A 15,431-nucleotide genomic window follows, 5' to 3' on the forward strand; every position below is an offset into this window, starting at 1 on the left:
TCTGCTCCTTACTCCTTATTTAATCGAGTGCGCCAAACACCCCAAAAATTTCATGCCAGCGCCACATTTTGTTTTCATCTTCCGGTAAACAGATTTCGCCAAAGGTCTTACTGATGCGCACCAGCTCCCAGCCGAAGTGATCGGCAAGCTGCTGGTAAATGCTGCTGTAATCCATTGCCATCCACGGGCTGACACCGCTGGCGTACTCCTGATTTATGCGTTTGAACCCGCTGCTGTCTTTCCAGCCTTCAGCGCCATCATCCGGCTGACGAAATCGGGGCGTGTCGCCCTCTTCTTCCAGCCACAAAAAATATTGCCGATCGGGCGCAGACTGGCGAAACGGCGAGCGCCGTTGCAGTTCACCACACCAGTTGGCGTCATCCCTCCACCAGCGGGCGGCATAGTTGTCGCTACACGGCGGCCGCCCCAGCAGCTCCGGCCACAAGCGCCCGTGCTCCATATCGACAAAGTTGTTTTTGGGATCGGGCAACAAACGCTCCTGAATGCGCGGAATGGCATTGAGGATTTCGTAATCTTCGGGTGGTAGGAGATCGTGCAAGTCGTGGCTGCTGAACAGGTTCGCGCTGTTTTCCGCGCCGGGTTTGCAATAGGCCGGGATGACGTTTTTCAGCGCCTTAACGTTCTTGTGCAGGATATGTATGTTCGGCACTTTCGGAGAGATTTGCCGGTGGCGCTGAACCCGTCCCGCCAGCTGGATAAGCGACCGCATGGAGCTCGGTTCGGCTATCGCCCAGTCGTAGTCATGATCGCGGCCAATCTCCGCAACAGACGTCGCGAGCACCACGAAGATGTGATGTGTTTCCGGCTGGTGGCCGATGGCCTGACGAATCTCCTCCACCTGCCAGATATTCTCTTGTGTATATCGGGTCAGCGTGGCATCCAGCCGGTTCTCGATATGCGCCCGCATCGCCAGCGGATGCTGACTGTGATACACGCAATAATGCAGGCGTATATCGTTAGGGGATTCGATCAGTAACAGACGCTGAGCGACGGCAACCAGCGGATCGATATTCGCCATGCGAACAATCCCGACGGACAACGTTTTGCCGTTACGTTCCTGATGATGTCGCTGATGCAATTCCAGCAGCGACTGATGAATACGCTTTGCGACGGCGTTGATAACATCAGTTTCACGCCTGCTTTGCGCGGTGACCGCCACCAGCATCGCCCTGCGCAACGCCTGCCCGTGCTGCAATAAGGGAACGCGTTTTTCCACAAACTCGCGGTGTTTTACACCAAACGCCTTGCCATTGGGCTGCTGACTTTCTGCGACATTATGCTCATCAAACCATGCGCAGCAGACATTAACGGGCAATCCCGGCTGCCCGTTGGCCCGCTGATATTCCCGTCGGCCTTCGGCATAGGCGCTGAACAACGCCTGCACCAGCGCGGGCGGGAGCGTCGCTGAGGAAAGCAACACGTTCGCCCCCAGCAAACCGGCCCAATTCACTAACCGGCACAGCGCGGGAAGATCATTCATATCAAAATCGTCAGGTTCATCGAGCACCAGATCGGAGGTCAGCAGCCGCAGCATGGGGGCAATCTGATGGCCGCCGCGCAGGCTTTCGCAGGCGGGCATCAGATGGTCAATCGTGGTGACCAGCACCGGCGCGCTGATCAGTTTCAGCAGGGTCTCTTTTCCTTTCAGCCACTGGCCCAGTCGCCCGGTATCAAGCATTCCCTCGTAGCGCACGTACTGATGTTGGGCAAAAAGCGTATCCGATGACTGACTGCCGTTATCCCTTATCTGACTGTTATCCTGATTGAGTTGATGCAGATTCTGTACCGCCTGCGAGCCAATCAGCACCGCCAGATCTTCTTTATCCAGATGCAGCTTTTCGCCCAGCGCGTCACCGGTTTGCAAGGTTAAAGTGCGCAAGCCGAGGGCGACAGAAAACCGGCACCCGCGCTTTTCATCCGCCAGCCCGTACATGATCCGCGCATTCGCCAGCGTTTTGCCGCAACCGGTCGAGGCCATATTCACGCCGAAAAATCCCTGCTGTTGAGCCTGTTCCCGCAGAGCGCAGGCGAGATCGTAAGCTTTATCCTGCCAGCGATATTTTTGCTGGGTCGCCCGTTTCTTAAAACCTTTGTGCCGCGCAATCGCCGGCAGCGTCTCACGCAACGTCGGCAGGCTGCGCGCCAGTAACCAGGCATTCTGGCTGACGCCGATATTATGTTCGTCGAGGTATTGTTTAGGTTTACTGGTTTGTTTATCGGTGTTGGCAATCGCGCGGAATGAGTGATCCTGCCAGCCCTGCGTGGCGTCAAGTGAAGAATAAAGATGGTCAGAAAGCATAAGCACCAGCCGCGCCATGTGTCTGGTGAAGCGGTGATCAAGAACAGCGTGGGGAGAATTCATTAACGGCAGCTGTAATGCGCGCGTCGCGAACTTTTGCGCTTTGCTGCGCCACGTCGCGCTCTGCATGGGCGTTCCGTGCGGAAACTGCCAGACCGCGCGCCGCTGCTTTGTCGTCCACTCCGCGTCCATGTTGGTCGAATTCCAGCAAGGCGCGAACTGCTCATCCAGCCAGGATTGAATATTCGCCAACTGGGGCGGATTGGCATAATGATCATCCGGTCGCGGATACACCGGCAACCGGTGATGCGAAACAATCAACCAGGCGACGAGGCGAGCCACAGGCGGCAACCCTTCCAGAGGACTGTGATGACTCTCGCGGGTTCCTTGACAGGCCAGATTTTTCACCATGGCTTTTTCGTGCTCTGCCGAGATATGTTGCAGCGAACTCAGCCATTGCTGATCTGTTTGCTGTCCGACAAAAGCCTGAAAAAGCCTGACAGAAACCCACTCATGGCGAAATGGCTCAAAGCGTTTTCCCTGCCCTTGTAACTTCTCCTGAAATAACTGATTCGCTTTACCGAAGTCGTGAAACAGCCCGGCGATGGCGGCAAGCAGAGCAATGGTTTGGGCGGTATGAAAGGAGGATTCGGAGTGCGTTTTGAGAATATCCCTTTCCGAAGTATGCGTCGGAACCGAGCCTTTCTCATTAAATTTGCGAATATTTCCTACAATCCAAAGGATTTCAGTCTGATTGTTAGATTTAATCCAATGGCAGGCAACAGACGTATTTCTGCGCGCCGTTTTCTTTAGTATCTGGCGTAAGGTATTTAAGCCTTCCATCGTAATTGCAGTTTGCCATGCGCGCTCTCCTTTACGCTCGGCAAACTGATCGATGATACGACGGGTTTCAATGAGCGCTTTTTTATTACATTCAGACACTAATAATATATTCATAGTGACTGACTTATTTCTTGAGCAACTTTCTGCACGGTTTCAATCATTACATCCAGTGCATCCGCCCGTTGAAAATTGCTCAAACAATGCTGCCTAAACTCCTGCTCATCTTCACCGTTCATAGCAGCGATAAAGGCTTGCGGAAGAATTAATGCATCTTTGATTAAATCGGCGACATCAAAAACCAGTCCGCCCCGACGCGTTTTTCCATGCATGACAGCCAGACCATGTGGCAACCCGATCACCCAGACCGCCGTCGCTGCAAGCCCGTAGGCCAGGTAGTTACCATGATCGAGAAAGCGATTGGCGAGATCGACACCTCCACCGCGTTTTGCCCGAACAAAGTCACCGTAGTTTGCCGCCATTGCGGCCAGCTTGTAGAGGCTTTTCGTCAGAACCGCCTCCTGCGCCATTAATTCGGTAATGTTTTTGCAGCCGGGCAGACTCTCTTCAAAGCGCAGTAAAACCGCGTCGACACGCGAAGTCTCGAGTTGAAACCCTGACTCGCGGGACATCATTGTGCCTAACCAGTGTTTACGGATTTGCTCACTGCGAACCTTTTGGAATGCAACTGCCGCCGCCAGTCTTTTCTGCTCGTCAAACCAGAAACTGACCCATTGCTGCAGATATTCAGTCGGGCGATATTCACTTTGCGACGTCAGCCATGAAACGTTTACTTCGACTTCATTAGCAGAATAAAGCGGTGTTCCACCACCGCCACAGAATCCAACCAATACACCGGAACGCGCAAATTCCCGCATTGCGGCTTGGGTCACCGACGTCCCGGTCCCGAGCATGACTACCGTCGTATTCGCTATTGGGATATTCCAGTAAAGCGATTGTTTCCCTTCTTCAGTGACATATTCAACGCGTCCGCCATTAACCAGAACACGGCAATATTGTAAATAATAAATATTTGCGCGTTTTGAGTGGAGGATAGTTTTAAGTTCACCCGGTGTTAATCCTTGAGTCATTTTAGATTCCTTTCTTTTCATACTCCAAAGGTGATGGCACATAAAATAAACCCATAAACGTAAATATCAACCTTAAAATCAATTGATTATTTGGATGTTTAAACAGGAAAGATTATTGGCGTGTATTTATGGATTTGTTTTAAATAAACGGATTATCCATTTATTTAAACGTAAAGGACGAATTAACATTAAGCATAAATTTAAAGGATGCTGCCTGTACGGCAGTGCATTACCACAGCGGCGTGACCGGTTAATTATTATTTTTCTAAGCTGCCTGTACGGCAGTGAACCAGTTACCGGCCCATTTGGCACGATAGTTGGCTTTCTAAGCTGCCTGTTCGGCAGTGAACTCACCGCTGAAGTAACTTATCTACTTGATCAATTTCTGAGCTGCCTGTACGGCAGTGAACATGATATAAAGCTCAACATCCCGACTGTCAAAATTTCTAAGCTGCCTGTACGGCAGTGAACCTGAAGGAGTTGAAAGGCAATGAAATACACACTTTCTAAGCTGCCTGTACGGCAGTGAACTTGCTCGACAAGCTCGAAGCAGAACGCCAGCGTTTCTAAGCTGCCTGTACGGCAGTGAACCCATGATTTGATCTTATTAGAAGATACCGCAATTTCTAAGCTGCCTGTACGGCTGTGAACGGGATAAAAGTTGTACAGGAGGCAATTAGAGATTTCTAAGCTGCCTGTACGGCAGTGAACCGATTTCATGATCTGATGCACGGTGATCGAATTTTCTAAGCTGCCTTTACGGCAGTGAACATTGTTGGCCGATTGATTACACTTTTTCGTGGTTTCTAAGCTGCCTGTACGGCAGTGAACCAACCGGGCACCCTGCTGACCAATTCGCTCTTTTTCTAAGCTGCCTGTTCGGCAGTGAACACAGGGATTTAGTTGACTCGCTGAATATTGAGTTTCTAAGCTGCCTGTTCGGCAGTGAACCAGATGCCGCCAGCGAGTTGCGTTCAATATGTTTTCTAAGCTGCCTGTTCGGCAGTGAACATTTTCAAAGTGAAGACGGCCGCAGCCTGCTCTTTCTAAGCTGCCTGTTCGGCAGTGAACGCACACCAGGTGCGGAAGCAGGCAAAAAGGTTTTTCTAAGCTGCCTGTTCGGCAGTGAACGAATGGATGGATGCGGAAGAAGTACGGTGCGCTTTCTAAGCTGCCTGTTCGGCAGTGAACGAATTAGAGGCCGAATAGCTACACAGCATGAATTTCTAAGCTGCCTGTTCGGCAGTGAACTGTTAGAGATTGAGGGTACTACTCTGAACGAAAAGAGATTATCTCTGTTTGACGAGAAAAACCCTCTTTTTTTGCCAGTTTATTATACCCTTTTAAATCAGCCAGTTAGATTTAGCGATGAAAAAAGGGTTTTGACAGCGGAGTGGTCTGCTATACCCCATCCCAGCCTTCCCCTTCGCAGGGGAAGGAGCCGATCGCGTGTTTTGATAGACTACTGAACAGTGCAGAAACAGATAGTTTCGGGGAGAGGTTTTATTCTCTCTCTGGCTGGTGCGGCCTGAGGCCTGCGGTTTGGATGCAGCTTTTGAGCCTGAAGTTGAATAATAAATAACTCGCCAGCGCCAGCCCACACACGCCCAGTGCGCCATACAGCAACACCCCGGAGAATCCGTTAATCAGCACGGTTTGCGCGACCTGCGAGATTTCCCCTCCTCCGGCGATCTGCTCTGCCAGAACATGAAGATCTCCGGCTCCAGGCATTATCTCCCGAAGCCCGGCTTCAATCCCGGCGACCAGTAAAGTGCCCATCAGCGCGATGTTGATCGAAAGCGTAATCAGCCGCGCGCTGATATCAATTCCGGACGCCATCCCCGCACGATTACCCGGTACAGAGCCGGTCGTGGTGTTGGTGACCGGCGTATTGGTCAGCCCCAGCGCGGCACCGGCCAGCAGCGCGCCCGGCAGCAGGCTGAGATGGTATGTGGCAGCGAATTTCATCAGCATAAAGCCCGCACCAATCGCCAATAATCCCAGCGGGATCACCCACCTCGCACCAAACCGCACCACCAGTTTTTCGCCGAGCGGCGGCATCAGCAGGGTCGGTAAAGTGTAAGCCAGCAACGCCATTCCGGTCGCCATACTGCTGTAACCCAGCCCGCTCTGATAGTAGACCGGCAGGTAAATCATCAGCGGCCAGAAACTGAAGTTCATGCCTATCGAGCCCATCAGTGCGCCAGAAAATGGCCGGATGCGAAATACCGAGAAATCAAACATCGGGTGAGGATGGCGTTTCTCAATCCACACAAACAGTGCCGCGCTGAGCGCAGTGGCTGAAAGGATCAGGCTCGCGGTGACGCTGCTCCACCCCAGGCTGCTGCCCTGTGTGATGAGATAGGTCGTCCCCATCACTGTCGCAGAGAGCGTTACCAGCCCGCCGAGATCCAGTTTTTTGGCTTGCATATCGCGGGATTCCACCACGTTTTTCAGCGCCAGAACCAGCGTCAGCAATGCGATAAAACCGTGTACCAGAAACACCCACTGCCAGCTGAACTGAGCGACGAGTATCCCGCCGATGATGGGGCCAAAACCCAGCCCGAAACCGAACGTAATGCCCCATGCCGCAAACGCACGGCTGCGCGGTTTACCCTGCGGAAACTGGAATGACAGTATCGCGATCAGACACGTCAGCATCGCGCCGCCGCTCAACCCTTGCAGGAAACGTCCGACGATCAGCCACAGTGCGCTCTCTGCCAGTCCGCACATCAGCGACGTCAGCCCGAACGCGATAATGCTGATGATGAAAACCCGTTTGCGCCCGTATCTGTCCGCCAGCGTGCCGGTCGCCATCAGCACGGTTGTGCACGCGAGCGTGTAGGCGTTCATGATCCACTGTAATTCCCTGAAACTTGCGTGCATCTCCTTCTCGAGCACCGGCAAAATCACCGGTACGCTGGAGATTTCCAGCCCTGACATCAGCGCGGCCAGACATACCGCCATCAGTGCCAACATGTTCTTCATACTCAATCCCTGCAAAACGTTAAGAGAATACCAGCATGGAAGATTGGCGCAGCGGTGGAAATCCACCCTGATGCCATGTATCGTCAAGATCATGCCAAAATTACCGGTAACCCTTTTATGCAAATTACTGCCCCCCTCTCTGCCTGTTCGCCTGCGCCGATAAACCGTCGGCTGGTGCTGCTGGCGTATGAATGCCTGTGTACGTTTGAATTCGGGATTGCGGTGGAGGCGTTTGGTCGCGCCGACGATGTCTTCGGTGAACCTTTATATGAGCTGTGCGTGGCGTCGGTGGAAGAAGGCACGTTCGGCGCGCAGGGCGGCGTCCGGCTGGTGGTCGATGGCGGGCTTGAGCTATTGGAAAATGCGGGCACGATTGTGATCCCCGGCTGGCGAAGCGTTCACGAACCGGCGTCGGACAGGCTTATCGCTGCGCTGCAAAAAGCACATCGTAACGGCACGCGGATTGTGTCGATCTGCGCGGGCAGTTTTGTGCTGGGGGAAGCCGGTCTGCTCGACGGCAAACGCGCCACCGCTCACTGGAACAGCACCGAAATTCTGGCTCAGCGGTTCCCAAAAGTGCAGGTCGAGCACGGCATGATTTACGTCGATGAAGGCAGCATCATCACCTCTGCCGGGGGCGCGGCAGGTGTCGATCTGTGTCTGCATCTGATCCGCCGGGATTACGGCATCGAAGTTGCCAACCGCACCGCACGCAGGATGGTGACGCCACCGCTGCGCGAAGGTAATCAGGCGCAGCTGCTCCAGCAGCCCGTCCCACGGCGTCAGGCAAAAACTCTCGCTCCGTTGCTCGATGATTTACGCAGCCATCTGAACACACCGCTGGTTATCGACCAGCTCGCTACACAGGCAGGTATGAGCCGCCGCACTTTTTTGCGCCGTTTTCATGATGCGACGGGCACAACGCCGGGCGAATGGATGCTCAGCGTGCGGCTGGAAAAAGCCTGCGCCCTGCTGGAAAACGGAAAACTCAGTATCGATCGCGTCGCCGAACAGGCCGGGTTTGGATCGCCGGAGACGTTGCGCCATCACTTCCGGCAACGGCTGAACACGACGCCGACAAAATGGCGGAAGGCATTTGGGGAGAGGATGCTGGTGGGGTGATGACTATCTTTACGGCCGGGAGTGGTTGCATCTCGGCCGTTATCCAAAATAAGGGGTCAATGCCCCTTATTTTTATGAACGGATTATCTCTTCAACTGAATCTCTTTTCGCTGTATCGGCTCGGCCAGATAGTTTCTGCTTTCACGCCGATGGCTTCCGCGATTAATCTTTCGCCTTTCGGCCATTTACGCGTTAACGCATTTGAAAGCGTAGTAGAGCTCAGCCCCGCATCACGTGAAACGGCAGCAAGTGTTGTACCTTTCTTTTTAATAGCGGCGATGATATCCGCCTGATGCCAGTCCTGTTTCATGCTGCCTCCTCGCATGGCGTATACAGTGAACAGCGCAGCATTTCGAAACGCTCCCACAGAATAAACGCGATGATCTCTTTTATCTTTCTGTCGTGCAGCGTCATCAGCGCATAGTTCAGCGCCATGCACTGATCACAAATTTCTGTAGGTTCTAATTCGGTGTAATCGAACAGACCATCGTCATCAGGCATATCGAGATTCTTACGATGCTCGGGAACTGGCTGCAGATTTTGCCGCAGCGAGCAAACTTTAGCTGGATACCCATACAGATAAAATGGGCAAATAACAGGAATGGGATATTGCTTCCAAGGAGTTTTTATCGTTTGCAGTCAGTTGCATAGGGCACGATTGATTGGGGAATGAGGGGCTACCTGTACGGCAGTGAACTGCGGCCGGTCGTCGAGCCAGACTGCGCTAACCTTTCTAAGCTGCCTGTACGGCAGTGAACCATTCGACTTTTACTTTCAGACCAACGCTATGTTTCTAAACTGCCTGTCCGGCAGTGAACGCTGCACCGGTGCCAGTAAGTGGCTCGGTCATTTTCTAAGCTGCCTGTCCGGCAGTGAACACAAGGTAATCCAGCTACGCTATAGTTTGTCATTTCTAAGCTGCCTGTCCGGCAGTGAACATCAGGGGCTTGCATACCGTCTGATGAGGTAATTTCTAAGCTGCCTGTCCGGCAGTGAACGGGTTATTACGTAATTAATGTTTCGCCGTTCTTTTCTAAGCTGCCTGTCCGGCAGTGAACACGACTTGTGAACCGTTTTTTGATGAATTTAGTTTCTAAGCTGCCTGTCCGGCAGTGAACACGTGGGACAGATTTACAATTCAACAACTCTATTTCTAAGCTGCCTGTCCGGCAGTGAACGAGTTTTTCATTAAAGTAATCAAACGCATGTTTTTCTAAGCTGCCTGTCCGGCAGTGAACATGGAACCCGTGAGCGCGTTGCGTGTTATTTGTTTCTAAGCTGCCTGTCCGGCAGTGAACTATTCACACCCACCAACAAATCCGCGTTATTCTTTCTAAGCTGCCTGTCCGGCAGTGAACATAAGTTATAGCAAGTCATCTGGCAGCGGAACTTTCTAAGCTGCCTGTCCGGCAGTGAACGTGATGCCTGAGTGCAAGCAGGTAGTTGCAAATTTCTAAGCTGCCTGTCCGGCAGTGAACCTAGTGATGGTTCCTGACGAGTCATAGCGCCGTTTCTAAGCTGCCTGTCCGGCAGTGAACGATGAGTGTTAAGGCAAATAACAGCGGGGAGTTTTCTAAGCTGCCTGTCCGGCAGTGAACTCCGGTGGCCTCTTCAATAGCATCCCCTGTTATTTCTAAGCTGCCTGTCCGGCAGTGAACTGTTAGAGATTGAGGGTACTACTCTGAACGAAAAGAGATTATCTCTGTTTGATGGGAAAAACCCTCTTTTTTTTCTGGTTAATTACACCTTTAAAAATCAGTCAGTTAGATTTGGAGATAAAAAAAGGGTTTTGACAGCGGAGTGGTCTGCTATACCCCATCCCAGCCTTCCCCTTTGCAGGGGAAGGAGCAAACCAAAGCCCGAGTTTGAACTTTGATTTTACGAGGAAGGCACAAAACGAGGGTTTTATTCGATCGAGACTGGCGCGATCAAAAAATCCTGCTGAACGGAGCGGCCTGAAGACCAGAGGCTTCAGGACCGAGAGAAGGTACCGCGCAGCGGCAGGGTTTTGCGCCACACGCTGCGGTGACAGAACATGTCCGTCGTGCCTGCGACAGCGCGCAGTGAAAAGAGCGTGGAGTCCAGAGGCCCGCGCGATAGCGGGTCTCTGGTCGGTGTGGGCCGACGCCCACGACCTTGACCTTGACCTTGACCTTGACCTTGACCTTAACGCTAAAACTGAAGCTAAAGCAGCCCCCTTACCCCTTACTCACCGTATCAATCAACGCCATTTCTTCACTGCTCAGCAACTTCTCAATATCCACCAAAATCAACATTCTGTCCCCAAGTGACCCTAAACCGGTCAGGTACTCAGTCGACATCGTCACCGCGAATTCCGGCGCAGGACGGATCTGATCTTGTGTCAGCGAAAGCACATCAGATACGCCGTCAACCACAATCCCGACTACGCGGTTTTCGAAGTTGAGGACGATAACGACGGTATTTTCATTGTAAATCACGTTTTCCTGCGCAAATTTCACACGCAGGTCGAGAATTGGCACGATCACGCCGCGCAGGTTGGTGACGCCTTTAATGAATGCGGGCGTGTTCGCAATGCGGGTTACCTGATCGTAACCACGGATTTCCTGCACTTTCAGGATATCGATACCGTATTCTTCATCGCCCAGGGTAAAGATCAGGAATTCCTGTCCTACCGTTTCGCCCGCAATTTTTGCCACAGTTGCAAGTCCTGCCATGTTATTCACCCTTAAATCAGCCTGAGTTTTTACGCCCGGTGGCCGTCACCTGACGGGCCAGCCACCGGAGGTTTTGCATGCTTTTATTGTTAATCACATCACGCGGCAGATGCGCCCGTCGCACGTTTGTCACGGTTCAGCGCCTGCAATGCCGACACGTCCACAATCAGCGCCACGCTGCCGTCACCCAAAATGGTGGCGGCGGAAATACCCGGCACTTTGCGATAGTTGCTTTCCAGATTCTTTACCACCACCTGATGCTGACCAATCAGCTGATCGACCAGTAAGGCGTACCGACGCCCTGCACTTTGCAGGATCACCACGATGCCCTGCGTGGCTTCGGTCTTCGCGGCTTCAACGTCAAACACGTTGTACAGCTCGACCAGCGGCAGATATTCGCCACGCACTTGCAGAACGCGTTCGCCACCGGCCAGCGGGTGTAAATCTTCTGCCAGCGGTTGCAACGATTCCATCACCGCATTCAATGGCAGAATGAAGACTTCTTTGCCGACTTTGACTGACATGCCATCGAGGATAGCCAGCGTCAGGGGCAGCAGGATACGGATCGTCGTGCCTTTGCCCTGCTGGGAATGGATTTCGACGTGACCGCCCATTTCCTGGATGTTTCGTTTCACCACGTCCATGCCCACGCCACGGCCAGACACATCGGTGACTTTCTCCGCCGTCGAGAAACCCGGCGCGAAAATCAGCATACCGACGTCTTCGTCGCTCATGCTTTCACTGACGTTCATGCCCTGCGACAGCGCTTTCGCGATGATACGTTCGCGGTTCAGCCCCGCGCCGTCATCCACCACTTCGATGCAGATATTTCCGCCCTGATGCTCCGCTGACAGCGTCAGGTTGCCGGTCGGCGGTTTGCCGTTGGCAATACGCACGTCCGGAGTTTCAACACCGTGATCGAGACTGTTACGCACCAGGTGCGTCAGGGGATCGATAATGCGTTCAATCAGGCTCTTATCCAGTTCGGTGGAACTGCCAAGCAGGGTAAGTTCGATTTGCTTATTCAGCTTGCTCGCCAGATCACGCACCAGACGCGGGAAGCGGCTGAAAACGTATTCCATCGGCATCATACGAATCGACATCACCGATTCCTGCAGGTCACGGGCGTTACGCTCCAGCTGGCCCATACTGTTGAGCAGGTCGCTGTGCGCCACCGGATCCAGCAGATCGGAACGCTGTGCCAGCATCGACTGAGTGATCACCAGCTCGCCGACCAGGTTGATCAGCTGATCGACCTTTTCAACCGCAACACGGATGCTGGTGGATTCCGGCGCTTTTGGCGCACGGGGTTTCGGCGGTTCGCTGTCAGGCACGGCGGTCAGCACCGGCGCAGGACGCGGTGCGGCCGGTGCAACAGGTGCTGCGACAGCAGCAGGTGCGGCGGCAACGGGCTCAGCGGCAGTCGGAGCCGTCGCCTGCGTGAAGCTGATTTGTTCCGGTTCGAGCACGAAACACAATACCGCGATAATGTCGTCTTCGGTGACTGTAGTCACCAGCGTGGCTTCCACACTGTCTTCAGTTTGCACCGGATCGACGATGTCACCCAGATTGCCCAGCTCTTCGAGCATCACCGGTACTTCCTGCGGCTTAAGGCCGGACAGGCGCACGCGCATGCCGCCTTTGCCTGCGACAGGTGTCGCAGGGGCAACCGTTTGTGCAGGTTCATCGGTGACAACGTGAAGATCGGCAGCCGGTTCACGCGCTTGCTGCACGTCGAGCGCCAGTTGTCTCAGGGCAGCGCAGATGTATTCGAAACTGTCTGCATCGGGATCCCGCGAAGATTTATAGGCGTCCAGTTGCTCCTGCATAATATCTTTCGTTTCCAAAAACAGGTTGATAATGTCGGTGCTCAGGCTCATCTCTGCGCGTCGCGCACCGTCGAGCAGGTTTTCCAGTAAATGGGTGGTTTCCTGCAGAACCGTAAAGCCAAAGGTCGCTGCGCCACCTTTAATTGAGTGCGCCGCGCGGAAAATCGCGTTGAGCTGCTCAACGTCGGGCGCATCGGGATCAAGTAACAACAGATGTTGCTCCATGTCCGCTAGCAACTCGTCGGCTTCATCAAAAAACGTCTGATAAAAATCAGTTATATCCATGCTCACGTGATCACCTCTGCTGTGAATCGCGGCTTGTTGATGTGGTCGCAGGTGCCGTGCCTGCCGCGACAGCCGGAGCTGCCGTCGCGGGTTGAGCGTCGGCCGATGGTGTGGCTGGCGCCTGCGTCTCAATCCTGGTGGTGGTTACTGTGGTTACCGCTGTTGCTGATTCTGATGAAACTGCTGGCGCTGAAGGTTCGGGAGCAGCAGCGGCAGGTGCCGGACTCATCGCCGGTGCCACGGATGGCGCTGACTGAGCTTGCGGAACCTCACTTTGTGTTGCCGGAACTTTCGGAGCCAGCGCAGGCGCGGTACTGCGGCCTGGAACTTGTCTTTGCAGCTCGCCCGCGTCACTGATCGTGATCGCTTCGCCCTCGCTGTTTTCCCGTTCAATAGCTTCCTCAGCGTGTTTGTTGAGGACCAAAATACTGATACGACGATTTATCGCGTCGCCTGCCGGATGATTTTTGAGTTGCATGGTCGATCCCATGCCCATCACCCGCAGCACTTTTCCTTCGCTCAGCCCGCCGATAATCATTTCCCGACGTGACGCATTGGCGCGGTCGGTCGATAATTCCCAGTTGCTGTAGCCGCGTTCGCCCTGTGCATAAGGCATGTCATCGGTATGACCGGCCAGACTAATTTTGTTCGGAAAATCATCCAAAACCGGGCCAATCGCGCGCAAAATGTCGCGCATGTACGGCTCAACGATGGCGCTGCCCAGCTGGAACATCGGGCGGTTCTTGCTGTCGATGATCTGAATGCGTAACCCCTGTTCGGTCAGGTTAATCATCAGATGCGGACGCAGTCCTTTTAAGCGCGGATCAGAGGCCAGCATCTCTTCCAGTTTTTCCTGCAACTTCTTCAGATCGCCTGTTTCACGAATTTCGCGGGCATCGCCCTGCGACTGGATCATCTTATGCACTTCGCCGTCCTGCACGGTCGGGTCTTCCCCGCCGCCCGGGATCGGGCTGGTCGCATCGCTGCTGCGCGGGCCGCCGGTAATGGCCACCGCCAGCGGCGTACGGAAGTATTCGGCAATCTGCACCAATTCTTTAGGGCTGGAGATCGAAATCAGCCACATCACCAGAAAGAAGGCCATCATCGCCGTCATAAAGTCAGCGTAAGCAATCTTCCATGAACCGCCGTGATGCCCGCCGCCGTGTTTACTCTTTTTCTTACGTACAACAACGATGGGATGGCTTTGATGCTTCATACGTTTTCTTCTTCAGCTTGTTTCTGTGGTGATTTAACCTGGCGAACGTGCTCCTCCAGTTCGATAAAGGAAGGGCGTTCTGTGGTGTAGAGCGTCTTGCGGCCAAACTCGACGGCGATTTGTGGCGCATACCCGTTGAGACTCGACAGCAAGGTCACTTTGATGCACTGCATCATTTTAGTGTTTTCAGCGCTCTTCTGGCGTAACAGGCTGGCCAGAGGAGACACGAATCCGTACGCCAGCAAGATGCCGAGGAAGGTTCCGACCATCGCATGCGCGATCAGTGCGCCAAGCTCTGCTGCCGGACGGTCTGCTGCGGCCAGGGTATGGACGATCCCCATTACAGCCGCGACGATACCAAACGCCGGAAGTGAATCACCCACCAGCGCCAGGCTGTTAGCCGGCACTTCGCTTTCGTGCTCGTGGGCTTCAATCTCTTCATCCATCAGCGCTTCAATCTCAAACGCATTCATGTTGCCGCTGACCATCAGACGTAAGTAGTCAGTCAGATATTCCACTAAATGTTTATCGGCAAGGATGCGCGGATAATTAGCGAAAATGTCACTTTCAGCAGGATTGTCGATGTCATTTTCCAGCGACAGCATCCCCTGTTGGCGGGACTTGGCTAATAAGCGATAGAGCAAGGCCATTAAATCCATGTACAACGCTTTGTTGTATTTGGAGGCGCGGAACAGCTGCGGCATCGCGCGCATGGTGGATTTAATCGCTTTACCGTTGTTACCGACGAAGAAAGCACCGATACCGGCACCGCCGATGATCAGTAATTCTGCTGGTTGGTATAACGCGCCCAGTTCCCCGCCGACGAGCATGAAACCGCCAAACACTGAGCCCAGCACCACGATGTAACCTATTATCACTAGCACGATGAATCCTTAATTCGATGTGGTTTTAGGGCGAGGAAAAGCGCATCGCCGTGAGCCTGCCGAAGTCTATGCAATACCAAACAATTGCATAAACGGTGCCAGACAAAGGCAAAGAGATGAGGGGGAAAAATAGGGAGCGGTGTTACCACCGCCCGGGCAT

10 protein-coding genes and 2 CRISPR repeat arrays are annotated in these 15,431 nt (G+C 53.6%); of the genes, 1 reads left to right on the top strand and 9 read right to left on the bottom strand.

Features of this window, described 5'->3' with window-relative positions:
* Positions 1–19: 19 nt before the first annotated feature.
* From cas3f to AC0Z7K_RS00930, 3 genes are all read right to left on the bottom strand, one after another.
* Positions 20–3,277, bottom strand: coding sequence for a type I-F CRISPR-associated helicase Cas3f (gene cas3f, locus AC0Z7K_RS00920; RefSeq protein WP_485612345.1), 3,258 nt, complete (start codon positions 3,275–3,277; stop codon positions 20–22).
* Positions 3,274–4,251, bottom strand: coding sequence for a type I-F CRISPR-associated endonuclease Cas1f (gene cas1f, locus AC0Z7K_RS00925; RefSeq protein WP_485612347.1), 978 nt, complete (start codon positions 4,249–4,251; stop codon positions 3,274–3,276). Before cas1f ends, cas3f begins: the two co-directional genes overlap by 4 nt.
* 262 nt (positions 4,252–4,513) lie before the next feature.
* Positions 4,514–5,502: a CRISPR direct-repeat array (repeat unit 28 nt; unit sequence TTTCTAAGCTGCCTGTTCGGCAGTGAAC).
* Positions 5,503–5,754: 252 nt separating this feature from the next.
* Positions 5,755–7,239, bottom strand: coding sequence for an MFS transporter (locus AC0Z7K_RS00930; RefSeq protein ID WP_485612348.1), 1,485 nt, complete (start codon positions 7,237–7,239; stop codon positions 5,755–5,757).
* Between the two features lie 117 nt (positions 7,240–7,356).
* Between AC0Z7K_RS00930 and AC0Z7K_RS00935 the strand changes: the two genes are divergently transcribed.
* A complete protein-coding gene (locus AC0Z7K_RS00935; protein WP_485612349.1) occupies positions 7,357–8,361 on the top strand; it encodes a helix-turn-helix domain-containing protein in 1,005 nt (334 codons plus the stop codon).
* Positions 8,362–8,452: 91 nt separating this feature from the next.
* Here AC0Z7K_RS00935 and AC0Z7K_RS00940 read toward each other — a convergent pair whose 3' ends face one another.
* From AC0Z7K_RS00940 to motA, 6 genes are all read right to left on the bottom strand, one after another.
* On the bottom strand, positions 8,453–8,671 hold the full coding sequence (locus AC0Z7K_RS00940) for a helix-turn-helix domain-containing protein (RefSeq protein ID WP_485612351.1): 219 nt from the start codon (positions 8,669–8,671) through the stop codon (positions 8,453–8,455).
* Positions 8,668–8,862, bottom strand: coding sequence for a hypothetical protein (locus tag AC0Z7K_RS00945; protein WP_485612353.1), 195 nt, complete (start codon positions 8,860–8,862; stop codon positions 8,668–8,670). Before AC0Z7K_RS00945 ends, AC0Z7K_RS00940 begins: the two co-directional genes overlap by 4 nt.
* Positions 8,863–9,091: 229 nt before the next feature.
* A CRISPR array of direct repeats spans positions 9,092–10,019; the repeat unit is 28 nt; unit sequence TTTCTAAGCTGCCTGTCCGGCAGTGAAC.
* Positions 10,020–10,559: 540 nt separating this feature from the next.
* Positions 10,560–11,057: a chemotaxis protein CheW gene (cheW, locus tag AC0Z7K_RS00950; protein ID WP_413528606.1), complete on the bottom strand. Its 498-nt coding sequence runs from the start codon at positions 11,055–11,057 to the stop codon at positions 10,560–10,562.
* A gap of 98 nt (positions 11,058–11,155) precedes the next feature.
* On the bottom strand, positions 11,156–13,177 hold the full coding sequence (gene cheA, locus AC0Z7K_RS00955; protein WP_485612355.1) for a chemotaxis protein CheA: 2,022 nt from the start codon (positions 13,175–13,177) through the stop codon (positions 11,156–11,158).
* Positions 13,178–13,181: 4 nt separating this feature from the next.
* Complete coding sequence (motB, locus tag AC0Z7K_RS00960; RefSeq protein ID WP_485612357.1) at positions 13,182–14,387, bottom strand: flagellar motor protein MotB; 1,206 nt, start codon at positions 14,385–14,387, stop codon at positions 13,182–13,184.
* On the bottom strand, positions 14,384–15,271 hold the full coding sequence (gene motA, locus AC0Z7K_RS00965; RefSeq protein ID WP_112164376.1) for a flagellar motor stator protein MotA: 888 nt from the start codon (positions 15,269–15,271) through the stop codon (positions 14,384–14,386). The genes motB and motA overlap by 4 nt, the downstream gene beginning before the upstream one ends.
* Positions 15,272–15,431: the final 160 nt, after the last annotated feature.

The sequence above is a fragment of the Rahnella sp. 1L-D-7-B-C2 genome, from assembly GCF_057290995.1.

What these genes read in the sequence shown, in the direction of transcription:
- cheW (WP_413528606.1), bottom strand. Translation starts at nt 11,057, where the DNA reads ATGGCAGGACTTGCAACTGTGGCAAAAATTGCGGGCGAAACGGTAGGA.
- AC0Z7K_RS00930 (WP_485612348.1), bottom strand. Translation starts at nt 7,239, where the DNA reads ATGAAGAACATGTTGGCACTGATGGCGGTATGTCTGGCCGCGCTGATG.
- cas3f (WP_485612345.1), bottom strand. Translation starts at nt 3,277, where the DNA reads ATGAATATATTATTAGTGTCTGAATGTAATAAAAAAGCGCTCATTGAA.
- cas1f (WP_485612347.1), bottom strand. Translation starts at nt 4,251, where the DNA reads ATGACTCAAGGATTAACACCGGGTGAACTTAAAACTATCCTCCACTCA.
- motB (WP_485612357.1), bottom strand. Translation starts at nt 14,387, where the DNA reads ATGAAGCATCAAAGCCATCCCATCGTTGTTGTACGTAAGAAAAAGAGT.
- AC0Z7K_RS00935 (WP_485612349.1), top strand. Translation starts at nt 7,357, where the DNA reads ATGCAAATTACTGCCCCCCTCTCTGCCTGTTCGCCTGCGCCGATAAAC.
- AC0Z7K_RS00945 (WP_485612353.1), bottom strand. Translation starts at nt 8,862, where the DNA reads ATGCCTGATGACGATGGTCTGTTCGATTACACCGAATTAGAACCTACA.
- AC0Z7K_RS00940 (WP_485612351.1), bottom strand. Translation starts at nt 8,671, where the DNA reads ATGAAACAGGACTGGCATCAGGCGGATATCATCGCCGCTATTAAAAAG.